At 74.3% G+C, this 25,385-nt stretch carries 26 protein-coding genes; 11 read left to right on the top strand and 15 right to left on the bottom strand.

Translation table 11 applies throughout. The annotated features are described in order from the left end of the window. Positions 1 to 196 precede the first annotated feature (196 nt). Entirely contained in the window at positions 197 to 910 is a 714-nt protein-coding gene (locus tag ACYVM4_RS14195) for a queuosine precursor transporter (RefSeq protein WP_368821022.1), read from the top strand. Positions 911 to 1,071: 161 nt separating this feature from the next. On the opposite strand, the gene ACYVM4_RS14190 is transcribed toward ACYVM4_RS14195, so the two are convergent. Next, positions 1,072 to 1,875: an MBL fold metallo-hydrolase gene (locus ACYVM4_RS14190; RefSeq protein ID WP_368821023.1), complete on the bottom strand. Its 804-nt coding sequence runs from the start codon at positions 1,873 to 1,875 to the stop codon at positions 1,072 to 1,074. 77 nt (positions 1,876 to 1,952) lie between these two features. Further along, positions 1,953 to 2,426 carry an SRPBCC family protein gene (locus ACYVM4_RS14185; RefSeq protein ID WP_460668947.1) on the bottom strand — a complete coding sequence of 158 codons (474 nt, stop codon included), beginning with the start codon at positions 2,424 to 2,426 and terminating at the stop codon, positions 1,953 to 1,955. Positions 2,427 to 2,486: 60 nt separating this feature from the next. Here ACYVM4_RS14185 and ACYVM4_RS14180 point away from each other — a divergent pair, with 60 nt between their 5' ends. After that, a complete protein-coding gene (locus tag ACYVM4_RS14180) occupies positions 2,487 to 3,209 on the top strand; it encodes a TVP38/TMEM64 family protein (RefSeq protein ID WP_460668946.1) in 723 nt (240 codons plus the stop codon). 114 nt (positions 3,210 to 3,323) lie between these two features. Here the strand turns inward: ACYVM4_RS14180 and ACYVM4_RS14175 are convergent, their stop codons facing one another. Together ACYVM4_RS14175 and ACYVM4_RS14170 are read right to left on the bottom strand one after the other, a co-directional pair. Further along, complete coding sequence (locus tag ACYVM4_RS14175) at positions 3,324 to 4,898, bottom strand: alanine/glycine:cation symporter family protein (protein ID WP_368821026.1); 1,575 nt, start codon at positions 4,896 to 4,898, stop codon at positions 3,324 to 3,326. 185 nt (positions 4,899 to 5,083) lie between these two features. Continuing rightward, on the bottom strand, positions 5,084 to 5,275 hold the full coding sequence (locus ACYVM4_RS14170; protein WP_460668945.1) for a hypothetical protein: 192 nt from the start codon (positions 5,273 to 5,275) through the stop codon (positions 5,084 to 5,086). Positions 5,276 to 5,434: 159 nt separating this feature from the next. Here ACYVM4_RS14170 and ACYVM4_RS14165 point away from each other — a divergent pair, with 159 nt between their 5' ends. The 3 genes from ACYVM4_RS14165 (at position 5,435) to ACYVM4_RS14155 (ending at position 7,026) form a co-directional block, all read left to right on the top strand. Further along, complete coding sequence (locus tag ACYVM4_RS14165; protein ID WP_368821028.1) at positions 5,435 to 5,860, top strand: Lrp/AsnC family transcriptional regulator; 426 nt, start codon at positions 5,435 to 5,437, stop codon at positions 5,858 to 5,860. Positions 5,861 to 5,927: 67 nt separating this feature from the next. Then, positions 5,928 to 6,419, top strand: coding sequence for a universal stress protein (locus ACYVM4_RS14160; RefSeq protein ID WP_460668944.1), 492 nt, complete (start codon positions 5,928 to 5,930; stop codon positions 6,417 to 6,419). 139 nt (positions 6,420 to 6,558) lie between these two features. Beyond that, the gene (locus tag ACYVM4_RS14155) at positions 6,559 to 7,026 is read left to right on the top strand and encodes a universal stress protein (protein ID WP_368821030.1); all 468 of its coding nucleotides are present in this window, start codon (positions 6,559 to 6,561) and stop codon (positions 7,024 to 7,026) included. On the opposite strand, the gene tgt is transcribed toward ACYVM4_RS14155, so the two are convergent. From tgt to ACYVM4_RS14130, 5 genes are all read right to left on the bottom strand, one after another. Further along, positions 7,008 to 8,309 carry a tRNA guanosine(34) transglycosylase Tgt gene (tgt, locus tag ACYVM4_RS14150; RefSeq protein ID WP_460668943.1) on the bottom strand — a complete coding sequence of 434 codons (1,302 nt, stop codon included), beginning with the start codon at positions 8,307 to 8,309 and terminating at the stop codon, positions 7,008 to 7,010. The two genes, ACYVM4_RS14155 and tgt, sit on opposite strands and share 19 nt — an antisense overlap. A gap of 127 nt (positions 8,310 to 8,436) precedes the next feature. Next, positions 8,437 to 8,979: an NUDIX hydrolase family protein gene (locus ACYVM4_RS14145; RefSeq protein WP_017833900.1), complete on the bottom strand. Its 543-nt coding sequence runs from the start codon at positions 8,977 to 8,979 to the stop codon at positions 8,437 to 8,439. 97 nt (positions 8,980 to 9,076) lie between these two features. After that, on the bottom strand, positions 9,077 to 10,348 hold the full coding sequence (locus tag ACYVM4_RS14140) for a glycoside hydrolase family 76 protein (protein WP_460668942.1): 1,272 nt from the start codon (positions 10,346 to 10,348) through the stop codon (positions 9,077 to 9,079). Positions 10,349 to 10,390: 42 nt separating this feature from the next. Then, positions 10,391 to 11,644: a DUF418 domain-containing protein gene (locus ACYVM4_RS14135; RefSeq protein ID WP_460668941.1), complete on the bottom strand. Its 1,254-nt coding sequence runs from the start codon at positions 11,642 to 11,644 to the stop codon at positions 10,391 to 10,393. Next, positions 11,641 to 12,582: a pseudouridine synthase gene (locus ACYVM4_RS14130; protein ID WP_460668940.1), complete on the bottom strand. Its 942-nt coding sequence runs from the start codon at positions 12,580 to 12,582 to the stop codon at positions 11,641 to 11,643. Before ACYVM4_RS14130 ends, ACYVM4_RS14135 begins: the two co-directional genes overlap by 4 nt. Before the next feature lie 122 nt (positions 12,583 to 12,704). Here ACYVM4_RS14130 and idi point away from each other — a divergent pair, with 122 nt between their 5' ends. Then, positions 12,705 to 13,256, top strand: a complete 552-nt coding sequence (idi, locus tag ACYVM4_RS14125) for an isopentenyl-diphosphate Delta-isomerase (RefSeq protein ID WP_368821035.1) — start codon at positions 12,705 to 12,707, stop codon at positions 13,254 to 13,256. Between the two features lie 13 nt (positions 13,257 to 13,269). Here the strand turns inward: idi and ACYVM4_RS14120 are convergent, their stop codons facing one another. Further along, positions 13,270 to 14,199, bottom strand: a complete 930-nt coding sequence (locus ACYVM4_RS14120) for an ornithine cyclodeaminase family protein (RefSeq protein WP_460668939.1) — start codon at positions 14,197 to 14,199, stop codon at positions 13,270 to 13,272. Positions 14,200 to 14,276: 77 nt separating this feature from the next. Beyond that, positions 14,277 to 15,185 carry a LysR substrate-binding domain-containing protein gene (locus tag ACYVM4_RS14115; RefSeq protein WP_460668938.1) on the bottom strand — a complete coding sequence of 303 codons (909 nt, stop codon included), beginning with the start codon at positions 15,183 to 15,185 and terminating at the stop codon, positions 14,277 to 14,279. A 129-nt stretch (positions 15,186 to 15,314) separates the two neighbouring features. Here ACYVM4_RS14115 and ACYVM4_RS14110 point away from each other — a divergent pair, with 129 nt between their 5' ends. Beyond that, positions 15,315 to 18,821, top strand: coding sequence for a bifunctional proline dehydrogenase/L-glutamate gamma-semialdehyde dehydrogenase (locus tag ACYVM4_RS14110; protein WP_460668937.1), 3,507 nt, complete (start codon positions 15,315 to 15,317; stop codon positions 18,819 to 18,821). Positions 18,822 to 18,869: 48 nt separating this feature from the next. Here the strand turns inward: ACYVM4_RS14110 and ACYVM4_RS14105 are convergent, their stop codons facing one another. From ACYVM4_RS14105 to ACYVM4_RS14095, 3 genes are all read right to left on the bottom strand, one after another. Continuing rightward, a complete protein-coding gene (locus ACYVM4_RS14105; RefSeq protein WP_368821039.1) occupies positions 18,870 to 19,565 on the bottom strand; it encodes a class F sortase in 696 nt (231 codons plus the stop codon). A gap of 14 nt (positions 19,566 to 19,579) precedes the next feature. After that, positions 19,580 to 20,347, bottom strand: a complete 768-nt coding sequence (locus ACYVM4_RS14100; protein WP_460668936.1) for a hypothetical protein — start codon at positions 20,345 to 20,347, stop codon at positions 19,580 to 19,582. A gap of 422 nt (positions 20,348 to 20,769) precedes the next feature. Continuing rightward, on the bottom strand, positions 20,770 to 21,261 hold the full coding sequence (locus tag ACYVM4_RS14095) for a nucleoside deaminase (protein ID WP_460668935.1): 492 nt from the start codon (positions 21,259 to 21,261) through the stop codon (positions 20,770 to 20,772). Positions 21,262 to 21,579: 318 nt separating this feature from the next. Here ACYVM4_RS14095 and ACYVM4_RS14090 point away from each other — a divergent pair, with 318 nt between their 5' ends. The 3 genes from ACYVM4_RS14090 (at position 21,580) to ACYVM4_RS14080 (ending at position 23,862) form a co-directional block, all read left to right on the top strand. Continuing rightward, the gene (locus tag ACYVM4_RS14090) at positions 21,580 to 22,059 is read left to right on the top strand and encodes an MFS transporter (protein ID WP_460668934.1); all 480 of its coding nucleotides are present in this window, start codon (positions 21,580 to 21,582) and stop codon (positions 22,057 to 22,059) included. Positions 22,060 to 22,290: 231 nt separating this feature from the next. Continuing rightward, positions 22,291 to 22,656: a hypothetical protein gene (locus ACYVM4_RS14085; protein WP_460668933.1), complete on the top strand. Its 366-nt coding sequence runs from the start codon at positions 22,291 to 22,293 to the stop codon at positions 22,654 to 22,656. Between the two features lie 102 nt (positions 22,657 to 22,758). Next, on the top strand, positions 22,759 to 23,862 hold the full coding sequence (locus ACYVM4_RS14080; RefSeq protein ID WP_460668932.1) for a pyridoxal-phosphate-dependent aminotransferase family protein: 1,104 nt from the start codon (positions 22,759 to 22,761) through the stop codon (positions 23,860 to 23,862). A gap of 202 nt (positions 23,863 to 24,064) precedes the next feature. On the opposite strand, the gene ACYVM4_RS14075 is transcribed toward ACYVM4_RS14080, so the two are convergent. Continuing rightward, positions 24,065 to 24,316, bottom strand: coding sequence for a DUF6458 family protein (locus tag ACYVM4_RS14075; protein ID WP_460668931.1), 252 nt, complete (start codon positions 24,314 to 24,316; stop codon positions 24,065 to 24,067). A gap of 486 nt (positions 24,317 to 24,802) precedes the next feature. On the opposite strand from ACYVM4_RS14075, the gene ACYVM4_RS14070 reads away from it, so the two are divergent. After that, positions 24,803 to 25,327 carry a hypothetical protein gene (locus ACYVM4_RS14070; RefSeq protein ID WP_368821046.1) on the top strand — a complete coding sequence of 175 codons (525 nt, stop codon included), beginning with the start codon at positions 24,803 to 24,805 and terminating at the stop codon, positions 25,325 to 25,327. Positions 25,328 to 25,385: the final 58 nt, after the last annotated feature.

Genomic DNA, 25,385 nt, shown 5'->3' with positions numbered 1-25,385 from the left:
GGCCAACCGCCGGGGCTAGACTGTCGGACGGTCTCCGGCCGGCGCGCGGTCCTTGCACGGGACCCGCGGCGGCGGGACAGGGTTCCCGGGTGGCAGTCGGGTGCCCCCGCGTCCGTCCAGCACACCTCACAGATCGAACCACGGCGTCCGCCCCGCCCGGGGTCGGTGCCGCGGCAATACAGATTGGTGACCGACCGTGTCCTCTTCCCCCGGGCCTGCCCCCGCCGGGTTCGCCCGCCGTCCCCGCACGTACTTCGACCTCATCGTGGCGGCGTACTGCGTGGTCCTGGTGCTCTCCAACGTCGCCGCGACGAAGGGGGTCGCGTTCGGCCCCGTCATCACCGACGGAGGCTTCTTCCTCTTCCCCCTCGCCTACGTCCTGGGCGACGTCGTGGCGGAGGTCTACGGCTTCCGGCCCGCACGCCGGGCCATCGTCACGTCCTTCGCCGCGGGACTGTTCTCCTCGGTCGTCTTCTGGCTCGTCATCGCCCTGCCGCCGGCGGAGTTCTACGAGGGCCAGGCGGCCTTCGAGTCCGTTCTCGGTCCCGTCCCGCTCATCGTGGCGGGCTCCCTGCTGGGCTACCTCGCGGGGCAGCTGATCAACGCGTTCGTGATGGTGCGGATCAAGGCGCGCACGCGCGAGAAGCACCTGTGGGCCCGGCTCATCGGCTCGACCCTGGTGGGCGAGCTCGTGGACACGGTGATCTTCTGCACCGTGGCGGCCCCGGTCATCGGGATCACCACGATGGGCGACTTCCTCAACTACGTGGTGGTGGGCTACGTGTACAAGGTCCTGGTCGAGGTGCTGGTCATGCCGGTGACCTATGCCGTGATCGGCCAGCTCAAGCGCAGGGAGCCGACCTACGGCGGGTCCGCCGTCGGGGGAGCGGCCCTCGCCCCCCTGCCCTGATGCGGGGGTCGGGAGGCCGTGCGGGTGCGGGGCGCGCGCCGGCGACGTGCGCACGGCCCTCCGCACGGGCACCGGGGTGGTGATCGCCCGGGTCGTGCACCCGACCAGGGCGGTCTCGCGGCCGGCCGCCGGCACGGCGGGAAAGGGGGCCGCGGCACGGCTCAGAAACCGAGATAGGCCAGCTGCGCGCCCACCGAGCTCCGGGCGGCGGGCAGCACGTGTGCCGGGACGTCGGCGTAGATCCGCGCCGTGATGGCCTCGAGCGTCGCGGCGCGGCCCAGGACCCGCAGCGCCTCCCGGACCTCGGCGAGACGCTCCATCCGGTGCTCGAGCAGCTCCTCGCACACCGACTCCACGTCCTCCCGCACGTCCGCGTGCGCCGGGAGCACCAGGGCGTCGCCCAGCACCGCCAGGCGCTGCAGCGAGCGCAGGTAGTCGCCCAGGCTCCCGTCCGGGTGGTCGAGCATCGTGGTTCCCCGCCCCAGGACCGTGTCGCCCGTGAGCACGGAGCCCGAGGCGCGCGCAGCGGTGCCGGCGCCCGCGGCCGGGCCGTCGTCGGGCAGGTGGAAGCTCACGGAGTCGGAGGTGTGCCCTGGGGTGTGCAGCACCCTGATCCGGCACCCGGCGGCCTCGATCGTCTCGCGGTCGACCAGCGGACCGGCGTCACGGCAGAACTCCGGCAGGAAGGCGCGCACGGGCGCGCCAGTGAGCGCGTGGAACTCGTCGACGGCCTCGGTGTGGTCGGCGTGGCGGTGCGTGACCAGGGTCAGCACGGTCCGTCCCCCGGCGGCCAGGGCGGCGAGGTGGCCGCGGTCGGCGGGGCCCGGGTCCACGACGACGACGTCCTGCTGCCCCGGCGCCCCGATCAGCCACGAGTTGGTGCCGTCCAGGGTCATCGGGCCGGGGTTGGGGGCGGTCAGCCGCCGGGTCAGTGCGGTGGTGCGGGTGCCGGCGTCCTGGGTCATGCGGGCAGACTATCCGAGCCCGGCGGGGGAGCGGCAGGCCGGCTCACCCCTCGGCCGGCAGGGGGCGGCGGCCCGGCTCACCCCTCGGCCAGCAGAGCCTCGAGCCTCGTGAAGGAGCTGCGCCACGCCGCGGCCGCCCCCGGGTGCACCGCGGCGGGCAGGGGTCCCTGCGTGAGCACCAGCAGGGTGCCACCGTCTCCGGCGGGGACGAACTCGGTGCGGGTCAGCACGTGGCTGGAGGTGGGCTCGCCGTCCGGTCCGGGCAGCGCCTCGCGGCCCTCGAGCAGGGCGTCCGGCTCGACCCGCAGGTAGGTGCCGTGCACCGGGGTGACCGCGGCGGGATCGGCGTCGTGCACCATGCGGAAGCGCTGCCGGCCCCCGGCTCTGACCTCGAGCAGCACCGACTCCCGGGACACGCTCCAGCCCGGCGGGCCGAACCAGGCGGCGAGCCGGTCCGGCTCGGTGAAGGCGGCGAAGACCGCGGCCGGGGGGTGCGCGAGGGCGTGGGAGACGGAGAAGACCTCCGCGGGGTCCAGATCGGTGACGTCCATGCCGTCCATTGTCCCCGGTCGCTCTCGGTCCCCGCGGCGGCGGTCGGTACAGTGGCGCACGTGAGCACCGAACCTGCGCGGGAGCCGGGGTCCCGTGAGTCCGGCACGCGGCCGGCCTGGGTCACCGCGCTCAAGGGCGGTGTGCTCCTGCTGCTGCTGGCCGTGGCCGTCTGGTACCTCATCGGCCACGAGCTGCCCACCGTGGAGCAGGTCCGGGTCTTCGTCGAGGGCTTCGGCGCGTGGGGGCCCCTCGTCTTCGCGGCGGTGTTCGTCCTCGTGGCGGCCACGCCGGTCCCGGTGACGATCATGGCGGTCTCGGGGGGATTCCTCTTCGGCATGGCCCAGGGCAGCGTGGTCGGTGTCCTGGCCACCACGGCCGGGGCCTGGCTGGGGTACTGGCTCGCGCGGTTCCTCGGTCGCGACGCCCTGTACCGGCTCGCGGGCAACCGGGTCGAGCTGGTGGAGCGCAAGCTCGTCGGCAAGGGCTTCCTCACGGTGCTGGTGCTCCGGCCCGTCGTGCCCAACTGGACGCTCAGCTACGGTGCGGGGCTCGTGCGCATCCCGCAGCGCGACTACCTCGGCGCCACCCTGCTGGGAGGGATGCCGGGTCAGGTGAGCTTCGCCGCCGTGGGGGCCTTCACGTCCCGGCCGTCCTGGCCGGCCCTGGCGGTGGTCGCCGCCTCCTGGGCGCTCGTGGTGGTCGTGGGCGTGCTCGCCTGGCGGCGGTCCCGGCGGGACTCCCAGCAGGCGACCGAGGCCGACGGCGTCGGGACCGCCGAGTAGGCGCGGCCGACCCGTGGGTCCCCGGCGCGGTGACGCCCGGTCCTCGGGACGAGGACCGGGCGGACGCCGCTCGGCAGAGGCAGTGTGCGGTGTGGCCTGGCGGCCACGTCCCGCCTAGGCCTGGTGGCGGACCGCGGTGGACCCGTCCGACGGCTCGGCGCCGAGCAGGTGGAGCTTTCCGCTCTTGCGGTCGGCCAGGTACTCCTTCATGTCCCGCTTGATGACGGGCAGGAGCAGGTACACGCCCAGCAGGTTGACGAATCCGCAGACGAACAGGGCCGCGTCCGCGAAGGCGATGACCTCGCTGAAGGTCAGGACGCAGCCCGCGACGGTGAAGAACAGGTAGATGCCGCGGAAGATGCTGTCGCTGAGCCGGCTGCGCCCGAAGAGGTACTCCCAGGCCTTGAGCCCGTAGTAGAACCAGGTGATCAGGGTCGAGAAGGCGAACAGGACGACCGCGACGGCCAGCACGATCGGGAACCAGGGGAGGACCGTGGCGAAGGCGTCCGAGGTGAGGATGACGCCGTCGGGTGCGCCCCCGCCGGCCTGCACCTGGTCGATGCCGGCCTGCAGGCTCGGCGCGCCGGCGATGACGATGGCCAGGGCCGTCATGGTGCAGATCAGCACGGTGTCGACGAGCGGCTCGAACAGGGCCACGAAGCCCTCGCTCACGGGGCGGCGCGTCTTCACGGCCGAGTGGGCGATCGCGGCCGAGCCGAGTCCGGCCTCGTTGGAGAACGCCGCACGCTGGAAGCCCACGATCATGACGCCCAGGACGCCGCCGGCCATGCCCTCCGGGGAGAACGCGCCGTCGATGATCGCGGCGATCGCGCCCGGGACCTGGCCCAGGTTGGCCAGGATGACGATCAGGCAGGCGGTGACGTAGATGGCGCCCATGGCCGGCACGAGCCGGCTGGTGGTGGCGCCGATCGACTTGATGCCGCCGATGATGACCAGGCCCACGAGCACCGCGAGGACGATGCCGAAGATCAGCGCCGCCCCGGCGCTGCCGAGGAAGCCGTCCGCGCCGCCGGTGACGTTCTGCACCTGGGCGAAGGTCTGATTGGCCTGGAACATGTTGCCGCCGGCCGCGCCGAAGAACAGGATGGCCACGGCGAAGATGCCGGTGAGGATCTTGGCGGGGATGCGGCCGAACTTGTTGAACGCGATGGGCAGGTAGCGGAACGGCCCGCCGCTGACGGTGCCGTCCTCGTGGACCTCGCGGTACTTCACGCCCAGCGTGCACTCGGCGAACTTGGTGGCCATGCCGAGCAGGCCGGCGCAGATCATCCAGAACGTCGCGCCGGGTCCGCCGAGGGCCATGGCCGCCCCCACGCCGGCGATGTTGCCCAGTCCCACGGTCCCGGACAGCGCCGACGTCAGCGCCTGGAAGTGCGGCACCTCACCAGGGTCGTCCTTGGACGAGAACTTCCCCCGCACCACGTCGGTGGAGACCTTGAGGTGGCGCTGGACCACCCCGAAGTAGATCGTGAAGATGACGCCTGCCGCGATGAGCCAGGCCACGACGAACGGGAAGCTGACGCCCGCGACGGTGATGGGGAAGAAGACGATGGTCGAGAAGACCTCGGTGATCGGGGCGAACGCACTGTTGATGGCGTTGTCGATCGCCGCGAGCCACCCGACGTCATCGGTGACGGTGGTCATGGGTACCGCCTGCGTGATCTGCATCTCACTACTACACCCTGCGGACAGCCGGTTGGCAACAGACGCCCCTGCCGCCGAAAGAGCCATCTCACCGTGGCAACGAGGAATCAGCACGAAACGGCCCGGCCACCTCGTCGCGACGTCTCGTCGCGGGAGCCGGGCCGACTGTGGTGCCGGGCGGCGTCACCGTTGACGCCGGTGGCGCCGGGTCAGCGGCCGGCGCGCGATCCGCCGGTCAGGTACTGGGGGGAGGTCATGGCGCACACGCGCAGGCCCCGGGCCAGGTCGCTGCCGGCGCTGCGCGCGGCGCCGCCCACCGAGGTGGCGCGGGCGGGGGCCGCGGCCCGGCCGATGGCGATGAAGAGCAGGGCGGGGAGGGCGAAGACGAGGACGAGGGCCATGGGGTGGCAACTTTCTGTGGGCGGTGCGAGAAGATCCGTGGGTCCGAGGGTGGGTCGCGAGGAGGTCGGGCAGGACACTGCGCCTCGATTGACATCTAAAGTCTAACGGGTCGATAGTGATTCAATCAATGTAAGAACGCTCATGAAAGGAGCGAATCGTTGCGCCTTGACGAGATCGACCAGCAAATCATTGCGTCCCTGGTTCAGGACAGCCGGGAGAGCTACGCGGCCATCGGCCACAAGGTGGGACTGTCGGCCCCCGCGGTGAAGCGCCGGGTCGACGTCCTGCAGCAGACGGGCGCGATCAAGCGCTTCACCGCGGAGCTCGACCCGTCGGTCATGGGGTGGAACATCCAGGCGTTCGTGGAGCTGCACTGCGACGGCGGTCTCTCGCCGTCGATGATGCGCACCATGGCCGCCGAGATTGCCGAGGTGACCGCCGCCTACACGGTCACCGGCGAGGCGGACGGCATCTTCCTCATCCGGGCCGAGAACACCACCCACCTCGAGGACGTCATGGTCCGGATCAGGGAGTGGAAGGGCATCAACCACACGAGGAGCTCGGTCATCCTCTCGCACCTCTGAGTGCGGCGCCCCGGGCTCTGGAATACTGGGCGCACAGCACCGTCGACACCACAGCGGAGGACCGGCCATGGAGAGCGCGGCAGAAGCAGTCATCGTCGTCGGGGTCGACGGGTCGCCCCAGTCCGTGGAGGCGCTGCGCTGGGGCGCACTCCTTGCGCCGGCGTACGGGGCGACCGTCAAGGTGGTGGGGGCGTGGGAGAACCCGCCCGAGTACGTCAACTTCGTGCACTTCAAGGACGACCACTTCGACGACCTGGCCCGGAAGCGGGTGGACCGGGCGGTCCAGGAGGCGTTCGGCGAGGACGTGCCGGCCGGGCTCAGCACCGTGGTGGAGTTCGGTCACCCGTCCAAGGTGCTGATCCACCACTGCGAGGGGGCCGCGCTGCTCGTCGTGGGGCGCCGGGGCCACGGCGGTTTCAAGGGGCTGCTGATGGGGTCGACGAGCTCCGCGTGCGTCGCCCACGCCCCGTGCCCGGTGCTCGTCCTCCCCGAGGAGGCAATCGCGGCCGGGCCGGCCGAGGACTCCGGGCAGGCGCAGGGAGCCGGGTCGGCCGGCTGAGGGCGCCGCCGGTCCCGGCCGGGACCGGCGGGAGAGGCCGCTCGAGCTCCCAGGCCATGCTCCCGCAACGATGCGGGCGGTGGCCCCTGCTCAGTGATACTGATCACGTCAGCGTGATCACCACAGCAAAGGACCGGGCATGAGCAACGGAACCGCAGCACCAGTCGTCGTCGGGGTGGACGGCTCCCCGCAGTCCGTCCAGGCGCTGCGCTGGGCGGCGCGGATGGCGCCGTCCCTCGGCGCGGGCATCAGGGCGGTCGGCGCGTGGGACTACCCGCCCGAGTACGCCGGGTACGTCCCGCTGGGCAGCGACAACTTCGACGAGATCACCCGGAAGCAGGTGGACGAGGCGGTCCGGGAGGCGTTCGGCGACGACGTGCCGGCCGGGCTCAGCACCTCCGTGGTTTTCGGCCACCCGTCGAAGGTCCTGGTGCACGAGAGCGAGGACGCCACGATGCTCGTCGTCGGGCGCCGGGGCCACGGCGGGTTCCGCGGGCTGCTGCTGGGCTCGGTCAGCGCCGCGTGCGTCGCCCACGCGAAGTGCCCGGTGCTCGTGATCCACGAGCACCCCGGAGCGGCCGGACCGGCTCAGGACCGGCCCGCGTAGTAGCGGCCCAGGACCTCGTCCCGGTACTCGAAGTAGGTGCCGTCGGCCATGGCCTCGCGCGCGCCGTCCACCATGCGCACCACGAACCGCTCGTTGTGGATCGACGTGAGCGTCGCGGACAGGCGCTCCTTCGCCTTGAACAGGTGGTGCAGGTACGCCCGGGTGTAGTGCGCGCACGTGTAGCAGTCGCAGCCGTCGTCGATCGGGGCGAGGTCGGTGCGGAAGCGGGCGTTGCTGACGGTGAAGCGGCCGTCCGGGGCGTACACGGCGCCGGTGCGGCCCACCCGGGTGGGGGAGACGCAGTCGAAGGTGTCCGCGCCGTTCTCGAGGGCCGTGAAGATGTCGTCCGGCTCCGAGATCCCCAGCAGGTGGCGGGGCCGCTCCTCGGGCAGCTCCTCGTTGCACCAGCGCACGATCGTGCCGAGGTTCTCCTTCTCGAGGGCCCCGCCGATCCCGAACCCGTCGAAGTCCATCGCGCCCAGGTCCCGGCACGCCGTGCGGCGCAGGTCCTCGTACTGGGCGCCCTGGATCACGCCGAACAGGGCCTGGTACGGCCGGTCGGCGCGCTCCTCGGTGAGCCGGACGTGCTCGGCGACGCACCGGAGCGCCCACCGGCGGGTCCGCTCGAGGGACGTCTCCTGGTAGCCGCGGGAGTTGTGCAGCGTGGTCAGCTCGTCGAACGCGAACATGATGTCCGCGCCCAGCCGGTGCTGCACCTGCATCGAGATCTCCGGGGTGAAGCGGTGGCGGTCCCCGTTGATGTGGGACGTGAACGTGACACCGTCGTCGTCGACCCGGGCCATGCGCTCCTTGCCGGTCGCGACGTCGTCGTCCCCCGCCGCCGAGGCCGCGACCGTGGACATGTCGATGACCTTCCGGAACCCCGAGCCCAGGGACATGACCTGGAAGCCCCCGGAGTCCGTGAAGGTGGGACCGGACCAGTTCATGAACGCGCCGAGCCCCCCTGCGGCGTCCAGGACGTCCGCGCCCGGCTGGAGATAGAGGTGGTAGGCGTTGGCGAGCAGGGCCTGCGCGCCGAGCTCCGCCATGGACTCGGGCAGCACGGCCTTGACGGTGGCGGCGGTGCCGACGGGCACGAAGGCGGGGGTCCGGATCGTCCCGTGCGGGGTGGTGATGGTCCCGGTGCGGCCCAGGAACGGGCCGCCGTTGGACTCGACGCGCCCGCCGGGGATCGTGGTGGTCTCGGCGAGGCGGTGCTCCACCTCGAAGCCGAAGTCGGAGCGGGCTGCGCGGGGGAGCAGGGTCTTGTCTGGTGCGGGCACCCGTCCATTGTGCGCCACCGACCGGGGGCGGGTGACCGCGCGTGCCCCGCCGCGACACCGCGAGGACGCCGGTCGGGGTGCCGTGAGGACGCGGAGCCGGGCGGGTCCTGTGCGCCGGTGGCGCCGCTCAGCGGCCCCAGCCGGCGTGGGCCACGGCCTGGCGCACCAGGTCCCCGCGACCGCCCGCGAACTCCGCCTGCACCTCGGGACTGAGCGCCTCCTCGGGGCTCATCCAGGACAGCTGCAGGGCGTCCTGGCGCGGGCTGCACTCCCCGCGCACCGGCACGATGTAGCTCAGCGCCACGGCGTGCTGCCGGTCGTCGGTCAGCCCGGTCTCGGACGGCGAGGGGAAGAACTCGGCCACGGCGAAGGGGGTGGTGGACACCGGCAACTGCGGGAACGCCATGGCGCCCAGGTCCTTCTCCAGGTGGCGCAGCAGCGCCGCCCGGATGGTCTCCCGGTACAGCACCCGGCCGGAGACGAACGTGTACATCATCTTGCCCTCGGGGGTCGCCTGCAGCAGCAGCCCGATCTCGGAGAGGTAGCCCAGGGGGTCGAGCCGGACCGGCAGGGCCTGCACGTAGACCATCGGCAGGCGGCGGCGGGCCTCCTGCAGATCGTCCTCGTTGAGCCAACCGGGGTTCGGATCGGGGGTGCGGAGGAAGTTCATACTGCTGTTCTATCCCAAGACCCCGGGCGGAGCCACGGTCGCGACCGCCCCGGGCGGCCGGTTCAGCGCTCAGCGGAGCCGGTGGCCCCGGGCCGCCTCACGGGCGGGCCAGCCGGGCGGCGGCCTCCAGGACCGTCCACGCCTGGACCTGGGTGGACAGCTCGACCGGCACGCCGGGGCGCTGCGACTCGTTGGCGTGCCGCGCCGGGTCCGGGGAGAAGATCGCCACCGTCCCCCCGGGGGTCGTCGGGGCCGTGGTGCCCGGCGCGTTGAAGTCCACCGCCGGGTCGAACTCCCGCCGGCCCGCCCACAGGGCGTCGGCGGTGCCCGCCACGAGCCCGGCCGCGGTGCGGCGCGCCGCGCCGGGCAGAGCCGGGTGCAGGGCGGCGTCGGCGAGGTAGCGGGCCAGGATCCCGCTGAACAGGCCGCCGTCCCCACCGCCGTGGGTGCGCAGGACGGGGCGCCCGTCCAGCTCGCGGCCGTACTCCTGCGCGGCGCCGACCACCACGTCCGCGGCCGTGCGCAGCAGGTCCGCCCGGTCCTCCTCGCCCGTGCCCGGGGCATCGGCGAGCTCGAGGAGCACACCGAGCACGGGCCCCGAGTTGTAGCTGAACAGTCTCTCGTCCCGGCGCGTCACCTCGGTGCCGGATCCGGCGGCGACCAGGTGCAGGCCGTCGTGGAAGACCTTCCGCTCCGGGCTCCAGAGGGTGGTCCGCAGCCAGTCGAGCACCGCGCCGGCCTGCTCCGGGCGGTGCGTGCGCACGAAGCCGAGGGCCGTGGGCGCGGAGGACGCCGTGTTCTTGACGTCGTGGCGGGTGTTCCAGAAGACGCCGCCGCCGAGGTCCCCGGTGTGGCCCCGCTCGAGCCGGGCGAGCAGGGCGCTGCCCGCGTCGAGGCACGCCACGTCCGGCCGGCCGGTCAGGGCACGGTCCAGCTCGGCGAGACGGCCCACGGCCAGCAGCAGCCACGCCATGTCGTCGTAGTAGGAGTTGTGGGTCACCCGGCCGCCGCTGCGCAGGGTGATGCCCCGCAGCAGGCGGTGCCCCTCGCGGCGGAACCACCGGGCCCGCGCGGGATCGTCCCGGTGCCGGAGTCCGGCGTCCACCAGTGCGTCGAGCAGGTGCGCCTGCCACCAGTAGTGCCACGGGGCCCTCGGGGACGTGGGGCGCGGGTGCGCCGGGGCGCCGAGCAGCGTGCCGGGCACCCCCAGCGCGCGCACGGCGAAGAGCTCGCGGACCGAGTGGGCCGCCTTGTCGGCGCGCTCCGCGGCCGTGGTGGCCGCCCCGGCGTCCTCGGTGTGCGCATCGCGTGCGGTGGGCTCGGCGGTCGCGGGGCGGTGCGCGGCGCTCGGGCCGGTCGTCCGGGGCATGGGGGCTCCTGTGCTGGCGGGGGAGAGGTGCTGCTCCCGAGCCTAGGCGCTCGCCGGGGGCGGAGGCCCGCTGCGGTCCCGCGCGGGCCCGAGGAAGAGCCTCCGGTGCAGCGTCTCGGCCGGTCCGGGCAGGCTACGCCGTTCCAGCAGGGCCGCGCCGAGGAGCGTGACCAGCCACACGGCCGAGCCGAGCAGCAGCGCGGCGGTGGGCGTCAGGGAGCGGCCGAGCCCCAGCGCGAACGGGGGCAGCAGCACGGTGAACAGCACGGACTGCGCGAGATAGCCGCTCATCGACCGGCGGCCGAGGGCCTGCAGCGACCACAGCGCGGGATGCTCCCGCGCCCGCAGCGCGACCGCCCCGGCACCCGGGTCGGGGTGCAGCACCCGCTCGCAGACCAGCGCCACCACGAGCGCGTAGCCGATCCCCTGCGCGGCCCCGGTCAGCGCGTCCACGCCGGTCAGCACGGACCCGGCGGCCGGCGAGGGCTCGAGCCGGTCCGTGGTCAGGAGCCCGGTGCCGACGCCCGTGAGCAGCCCGAGACCGATGCAGGCCAGCGCGGTGACGAGCAGCCGGCCGCGGCGCGGCCCGGGGTCCTCGAGCACGCGGTACCGGCTCAGGGCCAGCCCGAGCAGCAGCATGGGCAGCAGGCCCAGCAGCTGGAGCGGGGCGAAGGACACCACCCCGAGCCCCTCGACGAGCCCGAGGGGCAGCCGCTCCGGGACGGAGTCCGCCACCAGGCTGGGGAAGGACGGCGTGCCGGGTGTCCGCACGGACCAGCTCGCGGCGCCGTAGAGGACCATGAGCACCGAGCCGAGGGCGGAGAGGACCACGAGGGTGCGCGTGCTCTCGACGAGCAGCACCGAGAGGAAGAGCCCTCCGAACGCGTAGGCGGTGATGATGTCCCCGGGGAAGAGCAGGCACGCGTGCAGGGCCCCGATGAGGACCAGCCACCCGTAGCGCCGGAGCAGCAGCCGGCGCGCCAGGGGCAGCGGGGTGCCGCGGGCGGCCTCCCGCGCGGCGATCTGGCCCACGCCGTAGCCCACCAGGAACGAGAACAGGGGGAAGCCGCGGCCGTCCACCAGCATCGACATGGCCATGTTGACGACGTCGTCCGCCGTCCACCCCGCGGTGTCCGCACCGGTCCCCAGCGTCCGGTCCCGAGGGCCGTCGGTGGGCCCGGTCGCCCAGATCCACACGGTGACGTTGGCGACCGCGATGACCCAGAGCATGAGCCCCCGGGCCACGTCCGGCGCCGGGACGCGGCCCGTCGCCCGGGGAGCGCGCGGAGCGTTCACGCGGCGTCCCCGGGCATCAGGGCGCGGCGGCTCTCGAGCACGAGCCGCTCGCCGGTCACCGGGTGGACGAGGGCGATCCGGCGGGCCAGCAGCTGCAGCGGCCGGCCGGGGTCCTCGGCGCCGGCCGGCCGCACCTCCGGGTACAGTGGGTCGTGGCGCACGGGGATGCCCAGCCCGGCCAGGTGCACCCGGATCTGGTGGGTGCGCCCCGTCTCGGGCCGGAGCGTGTAGCGGGCCCACGTCCCCTCCGCGTCCGCGAACGGCGGCCCGGCCCCCTCGACCGCGGTGCGGGCGTTGACGGGGCCGGGCACCTCCCGCGCCTGCAGTGACGTGCGGTCCTTGACGATGCAGGACTCGACGAGGCGGGGGAGGCGCAGCCCGGGCCGGTGCCCGGCCACGGCCTCGTACTCCTTGGCCACCGCCCGCTCCTGGAAGAGGGTCTGGAACCGGCCCCGGGTGGCGGGGTCCCGCGAGAGCAGCAGGACCCCGGCGGTGCCGCGGTCGAGCCGGTGCAGCGGGGAGAGCCGGTCCTCGCGGCGGGAGCGGCGCAGCTTCACGAGCGCGCTCTGCGCCACGAACCCGCCGCGCGGTGTGGTGGGCAGCCCGTGCGGCTTGTCGACCGCCAGCAGCCACTCGTCCTCGAACAGCACCGGCAGGTCCCCGGGCAGCTCTGGTTCCTCGGGCAGGGCGCGGTGGTACCAGACCGAGCCGCCGGCGCGGAAGGGGGCGTCGTGGGCGAGGGGCCGCCCGACGTCGTCGACGATCCCCCCGGCCGCGAAGAGCTCCTCGAGCTCGGCGGCGGACGCGGGGAACCTGCTCAGCAGATAGCGGCGGACGGTCCCGGGGGCTCCGGCCTCCGCGGCCGGCAGCCGCACCCGGACCGGGTCCACCCCGTCCCGCAGCGGCAGGGGGGCGGGGGCGGGCCGACGTCGTCGCATGGTTCCCGATCGTGCTCCGCCCGCGCCCCGTTGTCCACTCGACGGACCCGCGTACCGCCGACCCGCGGACCCTGCGAGAATGGACGCGCACCGTCACCCGCCCGCCGACCGGAACGAGGCCCATGTCAGCCGAAGAAGTCGTCCTCCTGGACGACGCGCACCGTCCCATCGGGACCGCGCCCAAGGCCGGGGTGCACACCACGGACACCCCCCTGCACCTCGCGGTCTCGTGCTACGTCCTCGACGACGACGGGCGGCTGCTGCTGACCCGCCGGGCGCTCGCGAAGAAGACCTGGCCCGGGGTGTGGACCAACAGCTTCTGCGGCCACCCGGGCCCCGGCGAGGGGTTCGTCGAGGCCATCGCACGCCGGGCCGGCCAGGAGCTGGGCTTCGCGGTGACGGGGATGACGGAGGTGCTGCCCGACTTCCGCTACCGGGCGGTGGACGCCTCCGGGATCGTGGAGAACGAGTTCTGCCCCGTCTACGTGGCGCGGGCCACCGGGCAGCCCCGGCCGCTGCCCGCGGAGGTCGCGGAGGTCGCCTGGATCGCCCCGGAGGAGCTGTTCGCCGCGGCGGAGGCCGCACCGTTCCTGCTCAGCCCGTGGCTGCTGGAGCAGGTCGCGGACGACCGGCTGCGCCGGGCGCTCACGGGACGGGCCGCGGCCCGCCCGTAGCGCTCCGCTTTGCTCAGCGGTCCGTCTCCAGCACGCCCACGGCCACGGCGAGGTCCTGCCAGGGCATCCCGACGCCCTTGAAGACGTTGGGGACGTCGTCCCGGCGGACGACCGCGCCGGTGACCACGTCGCGCAGCGGCACGAGCGCGTCCTCGGGAAGCGCCCCGTCCCGCTGGGCCAGGACGACGTCGCCGGCCTCGCGCCGCGCGGTGGCGCGGTCCTCCACCACCACGAGGGAACGGCCCATGAGCCCGGTGTCGAGCTCCCGCCGGCCGGTCTCGTGCGAGCCGATCGCCACGACGCAGGCGCCGTCCCGGACCAGGGAGCCGTCGAAGAGCGGCTCGGCCGCCGACGTCGCGCAGACCACCACGTCGGCGTGGGCGACGTCGGCCGCGGTCCCCGCGACGGCCTCCGGCCCGAGGTCGGCGAGCCGGTGCAGGACGGCGCGGACCTTGTCCGCGCTGCGCCCCACCACCGTGACGCGCCGCAGCTCCCGGACGCGCGCGAGGGCCACCGCGTGACCGACGGCCTGGGGGCCCGTCCCGAACACGACGAGGTGCGCCGCGTCCGCGGGCGCCAGGGCGTCCGCGGCCACCGCCGAGACGGCCGGGGTGCGCAGCGCCGTCAGGGCCGACCCGTCCACGAGGGCCCGGGGCGTGAGGGTCGCGGCGTCCAGGAGGACGTGCACGGCCTGGATGCGTGGCAGTCCCCGGGCCGGGTTGTCCCGGGCCACGGAGGCGACCTTGACGCCGGTCCACCCGGCGATCGTCGAGGGCATCAGCAACAGGTGCCCGGAACCGGCCGGGGTGCTGATCCGGGCGGGGTCCGTCGCGGGGTCGAAACCCTCGACGAGCACCTGCGCCACCAGGCGACGGGCCCGGTCGGGGGAGACCCGTGCGGCGATCTCCTCGGCGGTGTACCAGGCCGGCCGGTCGGTGCTCACGGGGTCGCCGCCGGGGGCGCGGTGCGCGGTGCGCGCGGGGCGGTGCCACCCGCGCCGGGACGTCCCGGTGCCACGGCTCAGTCCATCCGCTCGGTCAGGCCGGCGGCCACCGACTCGAGGGCGGCGCGCAGCGCGAGGATCGCCGGGCGGTGCGCGCTCGCCCCGCGGATCGAGGTGAACACCGTCCGCCGGGGCCCGGACGGCAGGTCGACCAGCCGGCAGGGCGGGTCCCCGCGCACCCACATGAGGTCCGGCATGAGCGCCACGGCGTTGCCGGACTCCACGAGCCGGGTCTGCGCCTGCAGGTCCGCCGTCGAGAACCGGACGTCGGGCTCGAAGCCCGCCCGCCGGCACAGCTGCTCGCCCCAGTGCCGCGAGGCGGCTCCCCGTGGCTCCATGACCCAGGGGAGCTCCTGGGCGTCCCGCAGGGAGGTGACGGACGCGTGCTCGGGGCCGGGGGGGACGGCCAGGCGGATGGCGTCCGTGATCAGCCGCCGCCGGTCCAGGTCCGGGTGGTGGGCGGCGGCGTGGTTCGGGTACTGCTCCGCCACGACCACGTCGAACTCCCGGGTCCAGGTCTCGTAGAGGGCCCGCTCCGGCTCGGCCTGCACCATCTCCACCCGCACCTCCGGGTGCTCGCGGCGCATGGTGCCCAGCACCTCCGGCATCAGCGCCAGGGCCGCGGACTGGAACACGGCGACCCGCACGGTGCCGGTGACCGTGCTCAGCGACGCCGCCAGGTCCGACTCGGTGCGCTCCAGGACGTCCAGCAGCTCGGTGGTGCGCGCCACCAGGATCTCCGCCTGCGGGGTGAGCTGGACCCGCCGCCCGGCCTTGGAGAGCAGGGCGACCCCTGCCTCCTTCTCCAGCGCCGAGAGCTGCTGGGAGACCGCCGAGGGGCTGAAGTTCAGGGCGGCGGCGACCTCCGCCAGGGTGCCGCGCAGGGCGAGTTCCCGCAACAGCCGCAGCTTGCGCACATCCAGCACGGCGCCGTCCTCCAAGGGTCAGTTCCACTGATGAATGATCTGTGGAAAACATCACTTTATCCGAATCGTTCTGAGGCGCATAGTGGACCTACCGCAGTGCTTTCGGCCCAGACCCAGGGAGTAACACCCATGACCACGATCCCCGTCCCTCAGGCAGCGCAGATTCCCGGCCGGCCCGAGAACGGACGCACCCTTCCCCACGCCGCCATCCCGGCGTCGCTCCCCGAGCAGGCCGTCGCCACGGTGCGCCGCTGGCTCACCGAGGCCGAGCAGTTCCCCAAGGACGCCTCGGGAGAGCAGCTGGCCGGGGTGCTCAAGGATCCCGCCGGCCTGGACTTCACGGTCGGCTTCGTCGACGGCGTCATCCGCCCCGAGGACCTCCGGGTCGCCGCCCGCAACCTGGCCCGGCTGGCGCCGAAGGTCCCCGGCTTCCTGCCGTGGTACCTGCGCTCGGCGGTGCGCGCGGGCGGGGCCCTGGCCCCGGTCGCCCCGCAGGTCGTGATCCCGGCCGCCCGCAAGGCGCTGCGCGAGATGGTCGGGCACCTCATCGTCGACGCCAGCGAGGCCAAGCTCGGGAAGTCGATCGCGAAGATCCGCAAGGACGACGTCCGGCTCAACGTCAACCTCCTGGGCGAGGCCGTGCTCGGGGACCGCGAGGCCGACCGCCGGCTGCAGGGCACCCACGACCTGCTGGCCCGCCCGGACGTGGACTACGTCTCCATCAAGGTCTCCTCCACCGTGGCCCCGCACTCGCCCTGGGCCTTCGACGAGGCCGTGGCCGAGGTCGTCGAGAAGCTGACCCCGCTCTACGCCCGGGCCGCCTCGTTCGCGCCGGCGAAGTTCATCAACCTGGACATGGAGGAGTACAAGGACCTGGACATGACCCTCGCGGTCTTCACCCGGATCCTCGACCAGCCCCAGTTCCGGGACCTCGAGGCCGGCATCGTGCTGCAGACCTACCTGCCCGACGCCCTGTCCGCGATGATCCGCCTGCAGGAGTGGGCCGCCGCCCGCCGGGCCGCCGGCGGCGCCCCCGTGAAGGTGCGCGTGGTCAAGGGCGCGAACCTTCCCATGGAGCAGGTCGAGGCCTCCCTGCACGACTGGCCCCTGGCCACGTGGGGGACCAAGCAGGACTCGGACACCCACTACAAGCGCGTGCTCAACTACGCGCTGCAGCCCGAGCACGCCGACGCCGTCCGGATCGGCGTGGCCGGGCACAACCTCTTCGACATCGCCTTCGCCTGGCTGCTCGCCACCGAGCGCGGCGTGGTCGGGGCGATCGACTTCGAGATGCTGCTCGGCATGGCCACGGGCCAGGCCGAGGCCGTCAAGGCCGACGTCGGGTCCCTGCTCCTCTACACCCCGGTGGTGCACCCGGCCGAGTTCGACGTGGCCATCGCCTACCTGATCCGCCGGCTGGAGGAGGGCGCGAGCCAGGAGAACTTCATGTCCGCGGTCTTCGAGCTCTCCGCGGACGAGGAGCTCTTCGCACGGGAGGAGCAGCGCTTCCTCGCCTCCCTGGCGGCCCTGGACGACACCGTCCCGCCGCCGAACCGGGTCCAGGACCGCAGCCTGCCCGAGGCGCCCGCCCCGGCCGACGGCTTCACCAACACCCCGGACACCGACCCGGCCGTGGCCGCCAACCGGGACTGGGGCCGGGCGATCCTCGACCGGGTCCCCGGCTCGACGGCCGGGGTGGAGACCGTCGCCGCCGCGGCGATGCAGACCGAGGAGCAGCTCGACCGCGTCATCGCGGCCGCCCTCGAGGCCGGCCGCGGCTGGGCCGGACTGACCGGCGCCCAGCGGGCCGAGGTGCTCCACCGCGCCGGCCACGCCCTGGCCGCCCGCCGCGCCGAGCTGCTCGAGGTCGCGGCCGCGGAGGCGGGCAAGACCCTCGACCAGTCGGACCCCGAGATCAGCGAGGCCATCGACTTCGCCCACTACTACGCCGAGCGCGCCCGCGAGCTGGACGAGGTCGACGGCGCGTCCTTCGTGCCCTCCCGGCTCACCGTCGTCACCCCGCCGTGGAACTTCCCGGTGGCCATCCCCGCCGGCTCGGTGCTGGCGGCCCTCGCCGCCGGCTCCCCGGTGGTGTTCAAGCCGGCCGGCCCGACGAAGCGCTGCGGCGCCGTGGTGGCCGAGGCCCTCTGGGAGGCACTGGACGCCTCCGGGATCTCCCGCGACGTGCTCGCCCTCGTGGACCTCGAGGAGCGCGCCCTCGGCCGCCAGCTGATCTCCCACCCCGCGGTGGACCGGCTGATCCTCACCGGCGCCTACGAGACCGCGGAGCTCTTCCGCTCCTTCCGCTCCGACCTGCCGCTGCTGGCCGAGACCTCCGGGAAGAACGCCCTGATCGTCACGCCCAGCGCCGACTTCGACCTCGCGGCCAAGGACGTCGCCTACTCGGCGTTCGGCCACGCCGGGCAGAAGTGCTCGGCGGCCTCCCTGGTGATCCTCGTCGGCTCCGTGGCGACGTCACGCCGGTTCCGCAACCAGCTCGTCGACGCGGTCACCTCCCTCACCGTCGACCACCCGACCAACCCGGCCGCGCAGATGGGCCCGCTCACCGAGCCCGCCGAGGGCAAGCTGCTCCAGGCCCTGACCACCCTCGAGGAGGGCCAGTCCTGGCTGATCGAGCCGCGGCAGCTCGACGAGACCGGCCGGCTGTGGTCCCCGGGCGTGCGCACGGGCGTGCAGCGCGGCTCGGAGTTCCACCTGGTGGAGTACTTCGGGCCCGTGCTCGGCGTGATGACCGCCGGGACCCTGGAGGAGGCCGTGGCGCTGCAGAACGAGGTCGAGTACGGCCTCACCGGCGGGCTGCACTCCCTGGACCCGGAGGAGATCGGCTACTGGCTCGAGCACGTCCAGGCCGGCAACGTCTACGTCAACCGCGGGATCACCGGCGCCATCGTCCAGCGCCAGCCCTTCGGCGGCTGGAAGAAGTCGGCGGTCGGCCCGGGCACCAAGGCCGGCGGCCCGAGCTACCTCATGGGCCTGGGCGAGTGGGAGCCCGCGCCGCTGCGCGGCGCCGGGCGCCCCGTGGCCGACACCGCGGTCGCCCAGCTGCTGCAGGCCGCGCACGCGGGGACGGCGGGCCTCACCGCCGCCGAGGCGCAGACCCTCGAGCGATCGCTGCGCAGCGACGAGGCCGCCTGGGCCGGGGAGTTCGGGGTCGCCCGGGACGTCTCGCAGCTCTACGCCGAGCGCAACGTCTTCCGCTACCTGCCCCTGCCCGTGACGGTGCGCCTGTCCGAGGGCGAGCCCCTCGCTGACCTGCTGCGCGTGCTCGCCGCCGGTCTGCGCGCCGGCGCCGAGCTGACCGTCTCCTCGGCGCGCGAGCTGACCGCCCCCGTGCGCGCCGTGCTGAGCGGTCGCGACGTGCCCGTGCGGGTGGAGGACGACGCCGCCTGGCTGGCCGGCGCCCCGGCCCTCGGGGGCGGACGCGTCCGGCTGATCGGCGGGGACCGCGCGGCCTTCATCGCCGCGACCGGGTCCCGTCCGGACGTGGCCGTCTACGCCCACCCCGTCACCGCCGCGGGCCGGGTCGAGATGCTGCCGTTCCTGCACGAGCAGGCCGTGAGCATCACCGCGCACCGCTTCGGCACGCCGAACCACCTCACGGACGGGCTGATCTAGCAGCCCTCCCCACCACGGCCCCGTGGGGCAGGGGGCGGGCCCGGTCGCTCAGTCGTGGAGCAGGGACGCGTGGACGACCAGGTTCGCGTCGAAGGAGCCGGTCGCGGGGTCGTAGCCGTCGCAGGTGATCAGGCGCAGCTCCGGGCCGGCGGTGTTGCCGTAGACGCGCAGCGTGGGGAACGCGGCCTTGTCGTACCGCTCGACGGCGTCCACGGCGAACACCGCCGCAGAACCGTCCTGACGCGTCACGGTGATCCGGTCCCCGGGGGTCAGCCGGTGCAGCTCGGCGAACACGCCGGGGCCCCCGCCGGTGGCGTTGACGTGGCCCAGCAGCACGGACGGGCCGGCCTCGCCCGGAGTGGGCGAGTGCCGGTACCAGCCGGCCGGTGCGCCGGGACCCTCCGGAGGGACCTCCAGGCTCCGGTCGGAGCGCAGTCCCAGCTGCACGAGGTCGCCGTCCAGGCCGATGCGCTCCACCGAGAGGCGCACCGGCTCCGACGCCGGGAGCGTCTCGGGCCCAGGTGCCGGCGGCTGCACCGAGCCCGCCGGGGCGCTCGGGCCAACGGGCGGGGGCGGTGCCGGCAGAGCGCCCGTGGCGAGAGGGGCGATGTGCTCCGCGACCGACCCGCGCTCCGTCGTCGTCCCCGGTGCGGGGCCGTCCCCCGTGCACCACAGGGCCAGGACCACGGCGAGCCCCGCCACCCCCGTGCGGAGGTGGCGGGGCTCGCGGCGGTGCCGGGCCATTTGCTGTCCGCGGGTCAGCGTCCGCCGGCCGCCCGGCGGCGCAGGCCCACGGCGGCGCCCAGCGCGAGCAGGCCGAGCACGGCCGCACCGATGATCCCGTTCGTGTCCGAGCCGGTCCCGGCGGTCTCCACGCCCGTGTCCGCAGGACCCTCCGGCACGGCCATCTGGGCGGGCGCGAGGACGCCGCACGCCACCGGGATGTCGGAGGCGAGGGGGAGGTCCGGGGCCATCGGGTTGACCTTGGCCTGCGCCGCGGCCGAGAGGGCCGCCGGGTCCGCGCCGTGGACGTTGACCACTGCGGTGCCGTTCTGCAGTGCCGCGACCATCGCGGCGTCCACCGGGATGGTCCGCTGGTAGGTGTAGGCGTCACCGGCGGGGAACCGGTCGACCGCCACGGCCGAGGCCGGGGTCGTGTCGCCGGAGGTGGTCAGGGAAGCCCCGATCCCACCCGTCCAGGGCTGGCCCTCCATGGAGCTGACCGCGCCGTCCCCGTCGGCGTCGGCCGTCGGGGGAGCGCACACCCCCTGCCCCCCGATGTGGATGTGCTGGGCGTGCGGATACGGTGCGCCCTGGAACAGGGCGGGAGCTCCGGCGACCTCGACGGTCACCGTGGCCTCCTGACCTGTGACGTCCACGACGGCGTGGCCGGCGGCGGTGCTGTTGTTGACGGGAGCGAGTTCGGCGTGGAAGGACATGTTGTCGGCCGCGGCGGCCGGGGCAGTGGGCAGCGCGAGGGCCGCGAGGGCCAGGGCGGGTGCTGCGAGCAGAGCGGACTTCTTCACGGGATCGGCCTCTCGGTGGGAGCGACAAGACGGGAAGTGACGCAAAGCACAGTTTACTGATGATCTGGGGGGCGTCGAGGGCCGGGCGGCAAGTGCTTTTGTGAACCCGGGGCGCAGAGGGCGCTGGGTTTGTCTGCCGTGGAGGCGCCGCCCTCGGAGGACCGGCACGAGGGCGGCGCCTGGAGAGCTCGGCCGACTGTGCTCCGGTGTCCCCCCACGTGCATGGCACATCGGACCCGTGAGCCGGCCGCGGCTCGTCGATGCAAGGGTACTGACATGTAAATAAATGTTCATCATTTCGTAAGGCGGCTCACAGTGCGGGCCGGGTCCCGTTCCCACGTGCGGGGACTGCCCGGGGCGCCCGGTGTCGCAGCCGGGGGGCCCGGACGTCTTCGCGGCACCGGGAGGGTGCCCCGGAGGACTCAGTAGGCCGTGCGCGCGGTGTTCCGGGACCAGGCCTCGAACGGTGCGGTGCGCTCGTCGAGGGGCACCGGGCGCACCGGCAGGGACCGCTCGTGCGCGGGCTTGGCGAAGTACTCGTAGAACTCGGCGTCGTCGAAGCCGCCGGAGGCCGCGTCGTGCCGGTCCGCGGCGAACCAGACGGCGTCCAGCCGCGCCCACAGCGAGGCGGACAGGCACATGGGGCACGGTTCGCAGCTGGAGTAGAGGGTCGCGCCCGAGAGGTCGAAGGTGCCCAGCTCGCGGCAGGCGGCGCGGATCGCCATGACCTCCGCGTGCGCGGTGGGGTCGTTGTCGGCCGTGACGCGGTTGACGCCGGTGAAGCGGCGGCCGTCGGCGGCGACGACGACGGCGCCGAAGGGTCCGCCGTCGACGACGGCGTTTCCCACCGCCAGGTTGATGGCCTCGAGCAGCAGCTGCCGGGCGTCGGGCGGCGGGGTGGGGTCTGTGTCCATGCGGATCTCCCGGGGTGGGCGCGGGTGCCGCCGGGGGCGCCCCGGGCCGGGGCGGGGCCGTGCGCCGACGGCGGCCGCTGCGTGGTGATGATGCGGTTCTGCCTGGTAGATGGCCCGGGGAACCGGACCCGCCGTGGGCCTGTCCAGAGGTTACCGAGGAGTGTGCCGGATCACAACAGGCGCCCCGGCGTGCCGGCGGGAAGGGGGTGCGCCGCGTTCATCGGGCCCCTCGCACTGCGTGTCGCCGCCGATCTCCCGGTCGATCCTCCGACGAACCGTGGAACACAGCTGACAACACTGCTCTCGGTTCCTCGGAGCATGAGGGTGCTCGCCGTCCGGCGGGCCGGCACACCGGAGGGGGCGGCCATGGTCCGGGGCACGAGGCCTCGCCGCGCGACCCGACCCGTCCGCCTGGGACTGCGCGCCAACGCCGCCCAGTTCACCCTCCTGGTGGCGGTCAACGCCCTGGTCGTCATCGCCCGGGGCGAGGGATTCGGCGGCTGGGCCGCCGGTGCGGTCCTGCTCGGGGCCGGCACCGCGATGGTCTACCCGACGCTCCTGGCGGTGGTCGGCGACGTCGCCCATCCGGCGTGGCGCGGCCGGGCGGTGGGCGTCTACCGCGTCTGGCGGGACCTGGGCTACGCGGTCGGGGCCGTGCTGGGCGGGATCGTGGCCGACCTGATGGGTCTGCGCGCCGCCGTCTGGGCCGCCGCAGGCATCAGCGCCGTCTCGGCCCTGGTCGTGGCCGTGCGGATGTACGAGACCCACCGGTGGGTGCCGGCAACCCCGCGGGACTGAGCCCCTGGGGGACTGAGCCCGGGCGGGCGGGTCGTCCGCGGGTTGCCGGCCGTCCGTCCCGGAAGTCACCGGGCAGGCCCGTTCCCCGCTCCCTGGAGCGCCCGGCGGCCGGTCACTAGAGTGGGGAGCACCCATGCGCCGCAACGGGCCCGCACCCCACCAGGCCCTGGCCGGCCCGTCGCGGCACCGGCCACCGGAAATCCCCGAGCTCATCAGGAGGGTGCTCCTCCCATGGCCGACCTGTTCGACTTCAACCACGGCGGCGCCACGCACCCCGGCGCGCGGGCCGCCGTCCACCCCGGGGCGGACTCCGGCGAGCACGTGGTGCTGTACACCGTGGTCACCGAGACGGACGAGCACATCGTCCTCGACGACGGCTTCACCTACGACAAGCGCAGCGGTGTGGTCCAGGGCCCCGCGGGGCGCCCCACGCTCCAGAACCGCATGGCGGCCACCGAGGGCAGCGCGATGTTCGCGTCCTGGTCCGCGATCGCCCGGCAGCCCCGCCGCCCGGACGGACGCACGGGCGGCGCCGCCCCGCATCGGGTCCCGGAGCGGCGCCTCCGGTCGCTGCTCCGCCGCCTCGGCCGCCCGTGAGGTCACCGGCGGCCGGCGGGGCCGTGCGCTGACGGCGTTCGACGCAGGCAGGCCATAGGCTGGTCGGCGGACCCGTCCACCCGTTCCCCTGAGGAGTGCACCGTGCCCCTGATCCAGCGACACCTGTTCGGCCCCGGCCCGTCCAACCCCTACCCGGAGGCCACGGCGGCTCTGGGCCACCCGCTGCTCGGCCACCTGGATCCCGCCTTCCTCGACATCATGGACAGCGCCTGCGACGGCCTGCGCACGGTCTGGGGCACGGACAACCGGCGCACCCTGCCGCTGAGCGCCACCGGCTCCGCCGGCATGGAGGCGGCGTTCGTCAACACGGTGGAGGAGGGGGACGTCGTCGTCGTCGCCGTCAACGGGCTGTTCGGCGAGCGGATGTGCGACGTCGCGGCCCGGTGCGGCGCCGAGGTGGTGCGCGTGGACTTCCCCTACGGGGAGCCGATCGATGCGCAGCGCGTCGCGGAGGCGCACCCGTCCCCGAAGATCATCGCGGCGGTGCACGCGGAGACCTCCACGGGAGTGCGCTCCGACATCGCCGCGCTGGGCGAGCTCAAGGGCGATGCCCTGCTGCTCGTGGACGCGGTCACGTCCATCGGCGGCATCGAGCTGCGCGCGGACGACTGGGGCGTGGACCTCGGCTACGCGGGCACCCAGAAGTGCCTGGGGGTCGCCCCCGGGCTGGCGCCGTTCACGATCTCGGACGCCGCGTTCGCGCGCCGGGTGCAGCACCCGCGCTCCTGGTACCTCGACCTGGGCATGCTCGGCGGCTACGTGGGCGAGGCCCAGGGCAGCGCCCGGACCTACCACCACACCGCGCCGACGGCCATGATCGCGTCCCTGGACGCCGCGCTGCGCCGGATCTCGGAGGAGGGCCTGGAGAACGTCTGGGCCCGCCACCAGGCCGCGGGCGACGCGCTCCAGGCCGGCCTGCAGGACATGGGCCTGGAGCTGTTCGCCGCCGAGGGGTACCGCCTGCCCGAGCTGACCACGGTCAAGGTGCCCGAGGGCGTCGACTCCGCTCGGGTGCGGTCCTACCTGCTGAAGCACTTCTCCGTGGAGATCGGGGCGGGCGTGAAGGAGTACGCGAGCACGGTGTGGCGGATCGGACTGATGGGCCCCAACGCCGACGCCGGATCGGTGGCCCTCGTCCTGGGCGCACTGCAGGAGGCCCTGCGGAAGGTCCCCGTCCTGGTGTGAGCCGCCCCGCGCCCGCTGACCGCGATCCGTGACCCGTGACCCGCGCACGCACCGGTCCCCCCGCCCCGAGCCGACAGCACACCTCAGGGCGTCCCGGGCGGAGCCGGTGGGTTCAGCGGGCCGGGAGGCGGGCTCAGGCCGGCATCGCTCCACGTGGGGCGGGCCTCGCCCGGGGCACCCCGAAGGGGCGCCCCGGGGCCGGTCAGATGAGGTCGGTGTCGGAGCGCTCGATGCGCTCCCCGGTGCCGGGGTCCGCCACGGTGCGGCGGGTGGAGCGGCGCCGGGACGGCACGGCGGCGGCGATCAGGACCAGCGCGAGGTAGGCGACGCCCACCCAGAAGATGATCTGGCCGGCCAGCGCGAGGTTCAGCGGTCCCACCACCGAGGGCAGGGCCAGCCAGAGGATCAGGCCGATGGCGATGGTGATCAGGGGGCCGGCGGGGTTGAGGCGCATGGCGAGGTCCTCTCGGGAGGGCGGGCGGAGCACGAGTGCATTAAGTAAAGCAAATACATGTCCGATCATGCGGGACGCGCCGAGAGGTCCGCGGCGCACGCCCGGCGCCGCCCCGGTGCGACGCGGAGGGTCATGTTCGGTCACCGCTGCGCCCGCGCCTCGCGGCACTCGGGGCGTCCCACGGTTGCCGGCCGGGCCCCGCGCTGCCCGGGCGGCCCCGGGGTGCCGTGGGGCGGGTCGCGGAGCGTGCTGCCGAAACCCGTGCTGGCAAGGAGCGACTCCCGGACCGGCGCCCCGGTGGGACCGCACGGGGCCGGTGCGGTCCCTCCGCGCGAGCCGCCCGGTTCCCGGCGCGCCCGGTACGGGCGACGCGGTCAGGGGGCGCTCCCGCACGGTGCCTCATGTCAGGACGCTCGACCGGTAGCCGGGCCCGTCCGGCTCTGCTTCTATTGAGGAACGTGGGGGCCTACCGAGGAGGAACATCCGATGGAAACCTGGATCTGGATCGTGCTGGCCGTGGCGGTGCTGGCCGTGGTCGTCCTGGCCGTGATGGCCGGGAGCCGCAAGAAGAAGGAGCGCGAGGTCGTGAAGCGGCGGGAGAACCAGCAGCGCGCCGCCGAGCTGCGCGAGCGCAGCGAGGAGGAGGACCTCTCGGCCCGCGAGCGCAAGGCGGACGCGGACGCGGCCCGCGCCGAGGCCGAGAAGGCCCGGATCGAGGCCGACCGGCTCGAGCAGGACGCCCAGCGCCGTGCCGAGGACGCCGACAAGGTGCGCCAGGAGGCGGAGAGCCACCGCCGGGACGCGGCGGCACTCGACCCGGACCGGGACGACTCCACCGGCGGTGACACCTCGCGCGAACGCCGTGACGACGTCACCGACCGCGGATCCGGGGCGCGCTCCGACGAGGCCCCCTGGCAGGACGGCGACACCGGCCCGGACGGGCACCCCCGGCGCGACGGCGACACCCGGGCCGAGGGCGACCTCGGCCCCGGTGGCCGTCCGCGCACCTGAGCCCCGGCGCCGGGCGCGGCCGGCGCCGAGCGGCCGGGAACGAGGGGCCCGGGGCCGG

The sequence above is a fragment of the Kocuria himachalensis genome, assembly GCF_054784195.1.
This window is presented reverse-complemented; position numbering and strand designations above follow the sequence as displayed.

Bases quoted from the DNA above. Each gene is read 5' to 3' on its own strand.
- ACYVM4_RS14145 (WP_017833900.1), bottom strand. From the start codon at position 8,979: ATGAACTTCCTCCGCACCCCCGATCCGAACCCCGGTTGGCTCAACGAG.
- ACYVM4_RS14170 (WP_460668945.1), bottom strand. From the start codon at position 5,275: ATGGCCCTCGTCCTCGTCTTCGCCCTCCCCGCCCTGCTCTTCATCGCC.
- ACYVM4_RS14090 (WP_460668934.1), top strand. From the start codon at position 21,580: ATGAGGGTGCTCGCCGTCCGGCGGGCCGGCACACCGGAGGGGGCGGCC.
- ACYVM4_RS14095 (WP_460668935.1), bottom strand. From the start codon at position 21,261: ATGGACACAGACCCCACCCCGCCGCCCGACGCCCGGCAGCTGCTGCTC.
- ACYVM4_RS14175 (WP_368821026.1), bottom strand. From the start codon at position 4,898: ATGCAGATCACGCAGGCGGTACCCATGACCACCGTCACCGATGACGTC.
- ACYVM4_RS14085 (WP_460668933.1), top strand. From the start codon at position 22,291: ATGGCCGACCTGTTCGACTTCAACCACGGCGGCGCCACGCACCCCGGC.
- idi (WP_368821035.1), top strand. From the start codon at position 12,705: ATGTCAGCCGAAGAAGTCGTCCTCCTGGACGACGCGCACCGTCCCATC.
- ACYVM4_RS14070 (WP_368821046.1), top strand. From the start codon at position 24,803: ATGGAAACCTGGATCTGGATCGTGCTGGCCGTGGCGGTGCTGGCCGTG.
- ACYVM4_RS14075 (WP_460668931.1), bottom strand. From the start codon at position 24,316: ATGCGCCTCAACCCCGCCGGCCCCCTGATCACCATCGCCATCGGCCTG.
- ACYVM4_RS14185 (WP_460668947.1), bottom strand. From the start codon at position 2,426: ATGGACGTCACCGATCTGGACCCCGCGGAGGTCTTCTCCGTCTCCCAC.
- ACYVM4_RS14105 (WP_368821039.1), bottom strand. From the start codon at position 19,565: ATGGCCCGGCACCGCCGCGAGCCCCGCCACCTCCGCACGGGGGTGGCG.
- ACYVM4_RS14110 (WP_460668937.1), top strand. From the start codon at position 15,315: ATGACCACGATCCCCGTCCCTCAGGCAGCGCAGATTCCCGGCCGGCCC.
- ACYVM4_RS14140 (WP_460668942.1), bottom strand. From the start codon at position 10,348: ATGCCCCGGACGACCGGCCCGAGCGCCGCGCACCGCCCCGCGACCGCC.
- ACYVM4_RS14155 (WP_368821030.1), top strand. From the start codon at position 6,559: ATGAGCAACGGAACCGCAGCACCAGTCGTCGTCGGGGTGGACGGCTCC.
- ACYVM4_RS14190 (WP_368821023.1), bottom strand. From the start codon at position 1,875: ATGACCCAGGACGCCGGCACCCGCACCACCGCACTGACCCGGCGGCTG.
- ACYVM4_RS14160 (WP_460668944.1), top strand. From the start codon at position 5,928: ATGGAGAGCGCGGCAGAAGCAGTCATCGTCGTCGGGGTCGACGGGTCG.
- ACYVM4_RS14130 (WP_460668940.1), bottom strand. From the start codon at position 12,582: ATGCGACGACGTCGGCCCGCCCCCGCCCCCCTGCCGCTGCGGGACGGG.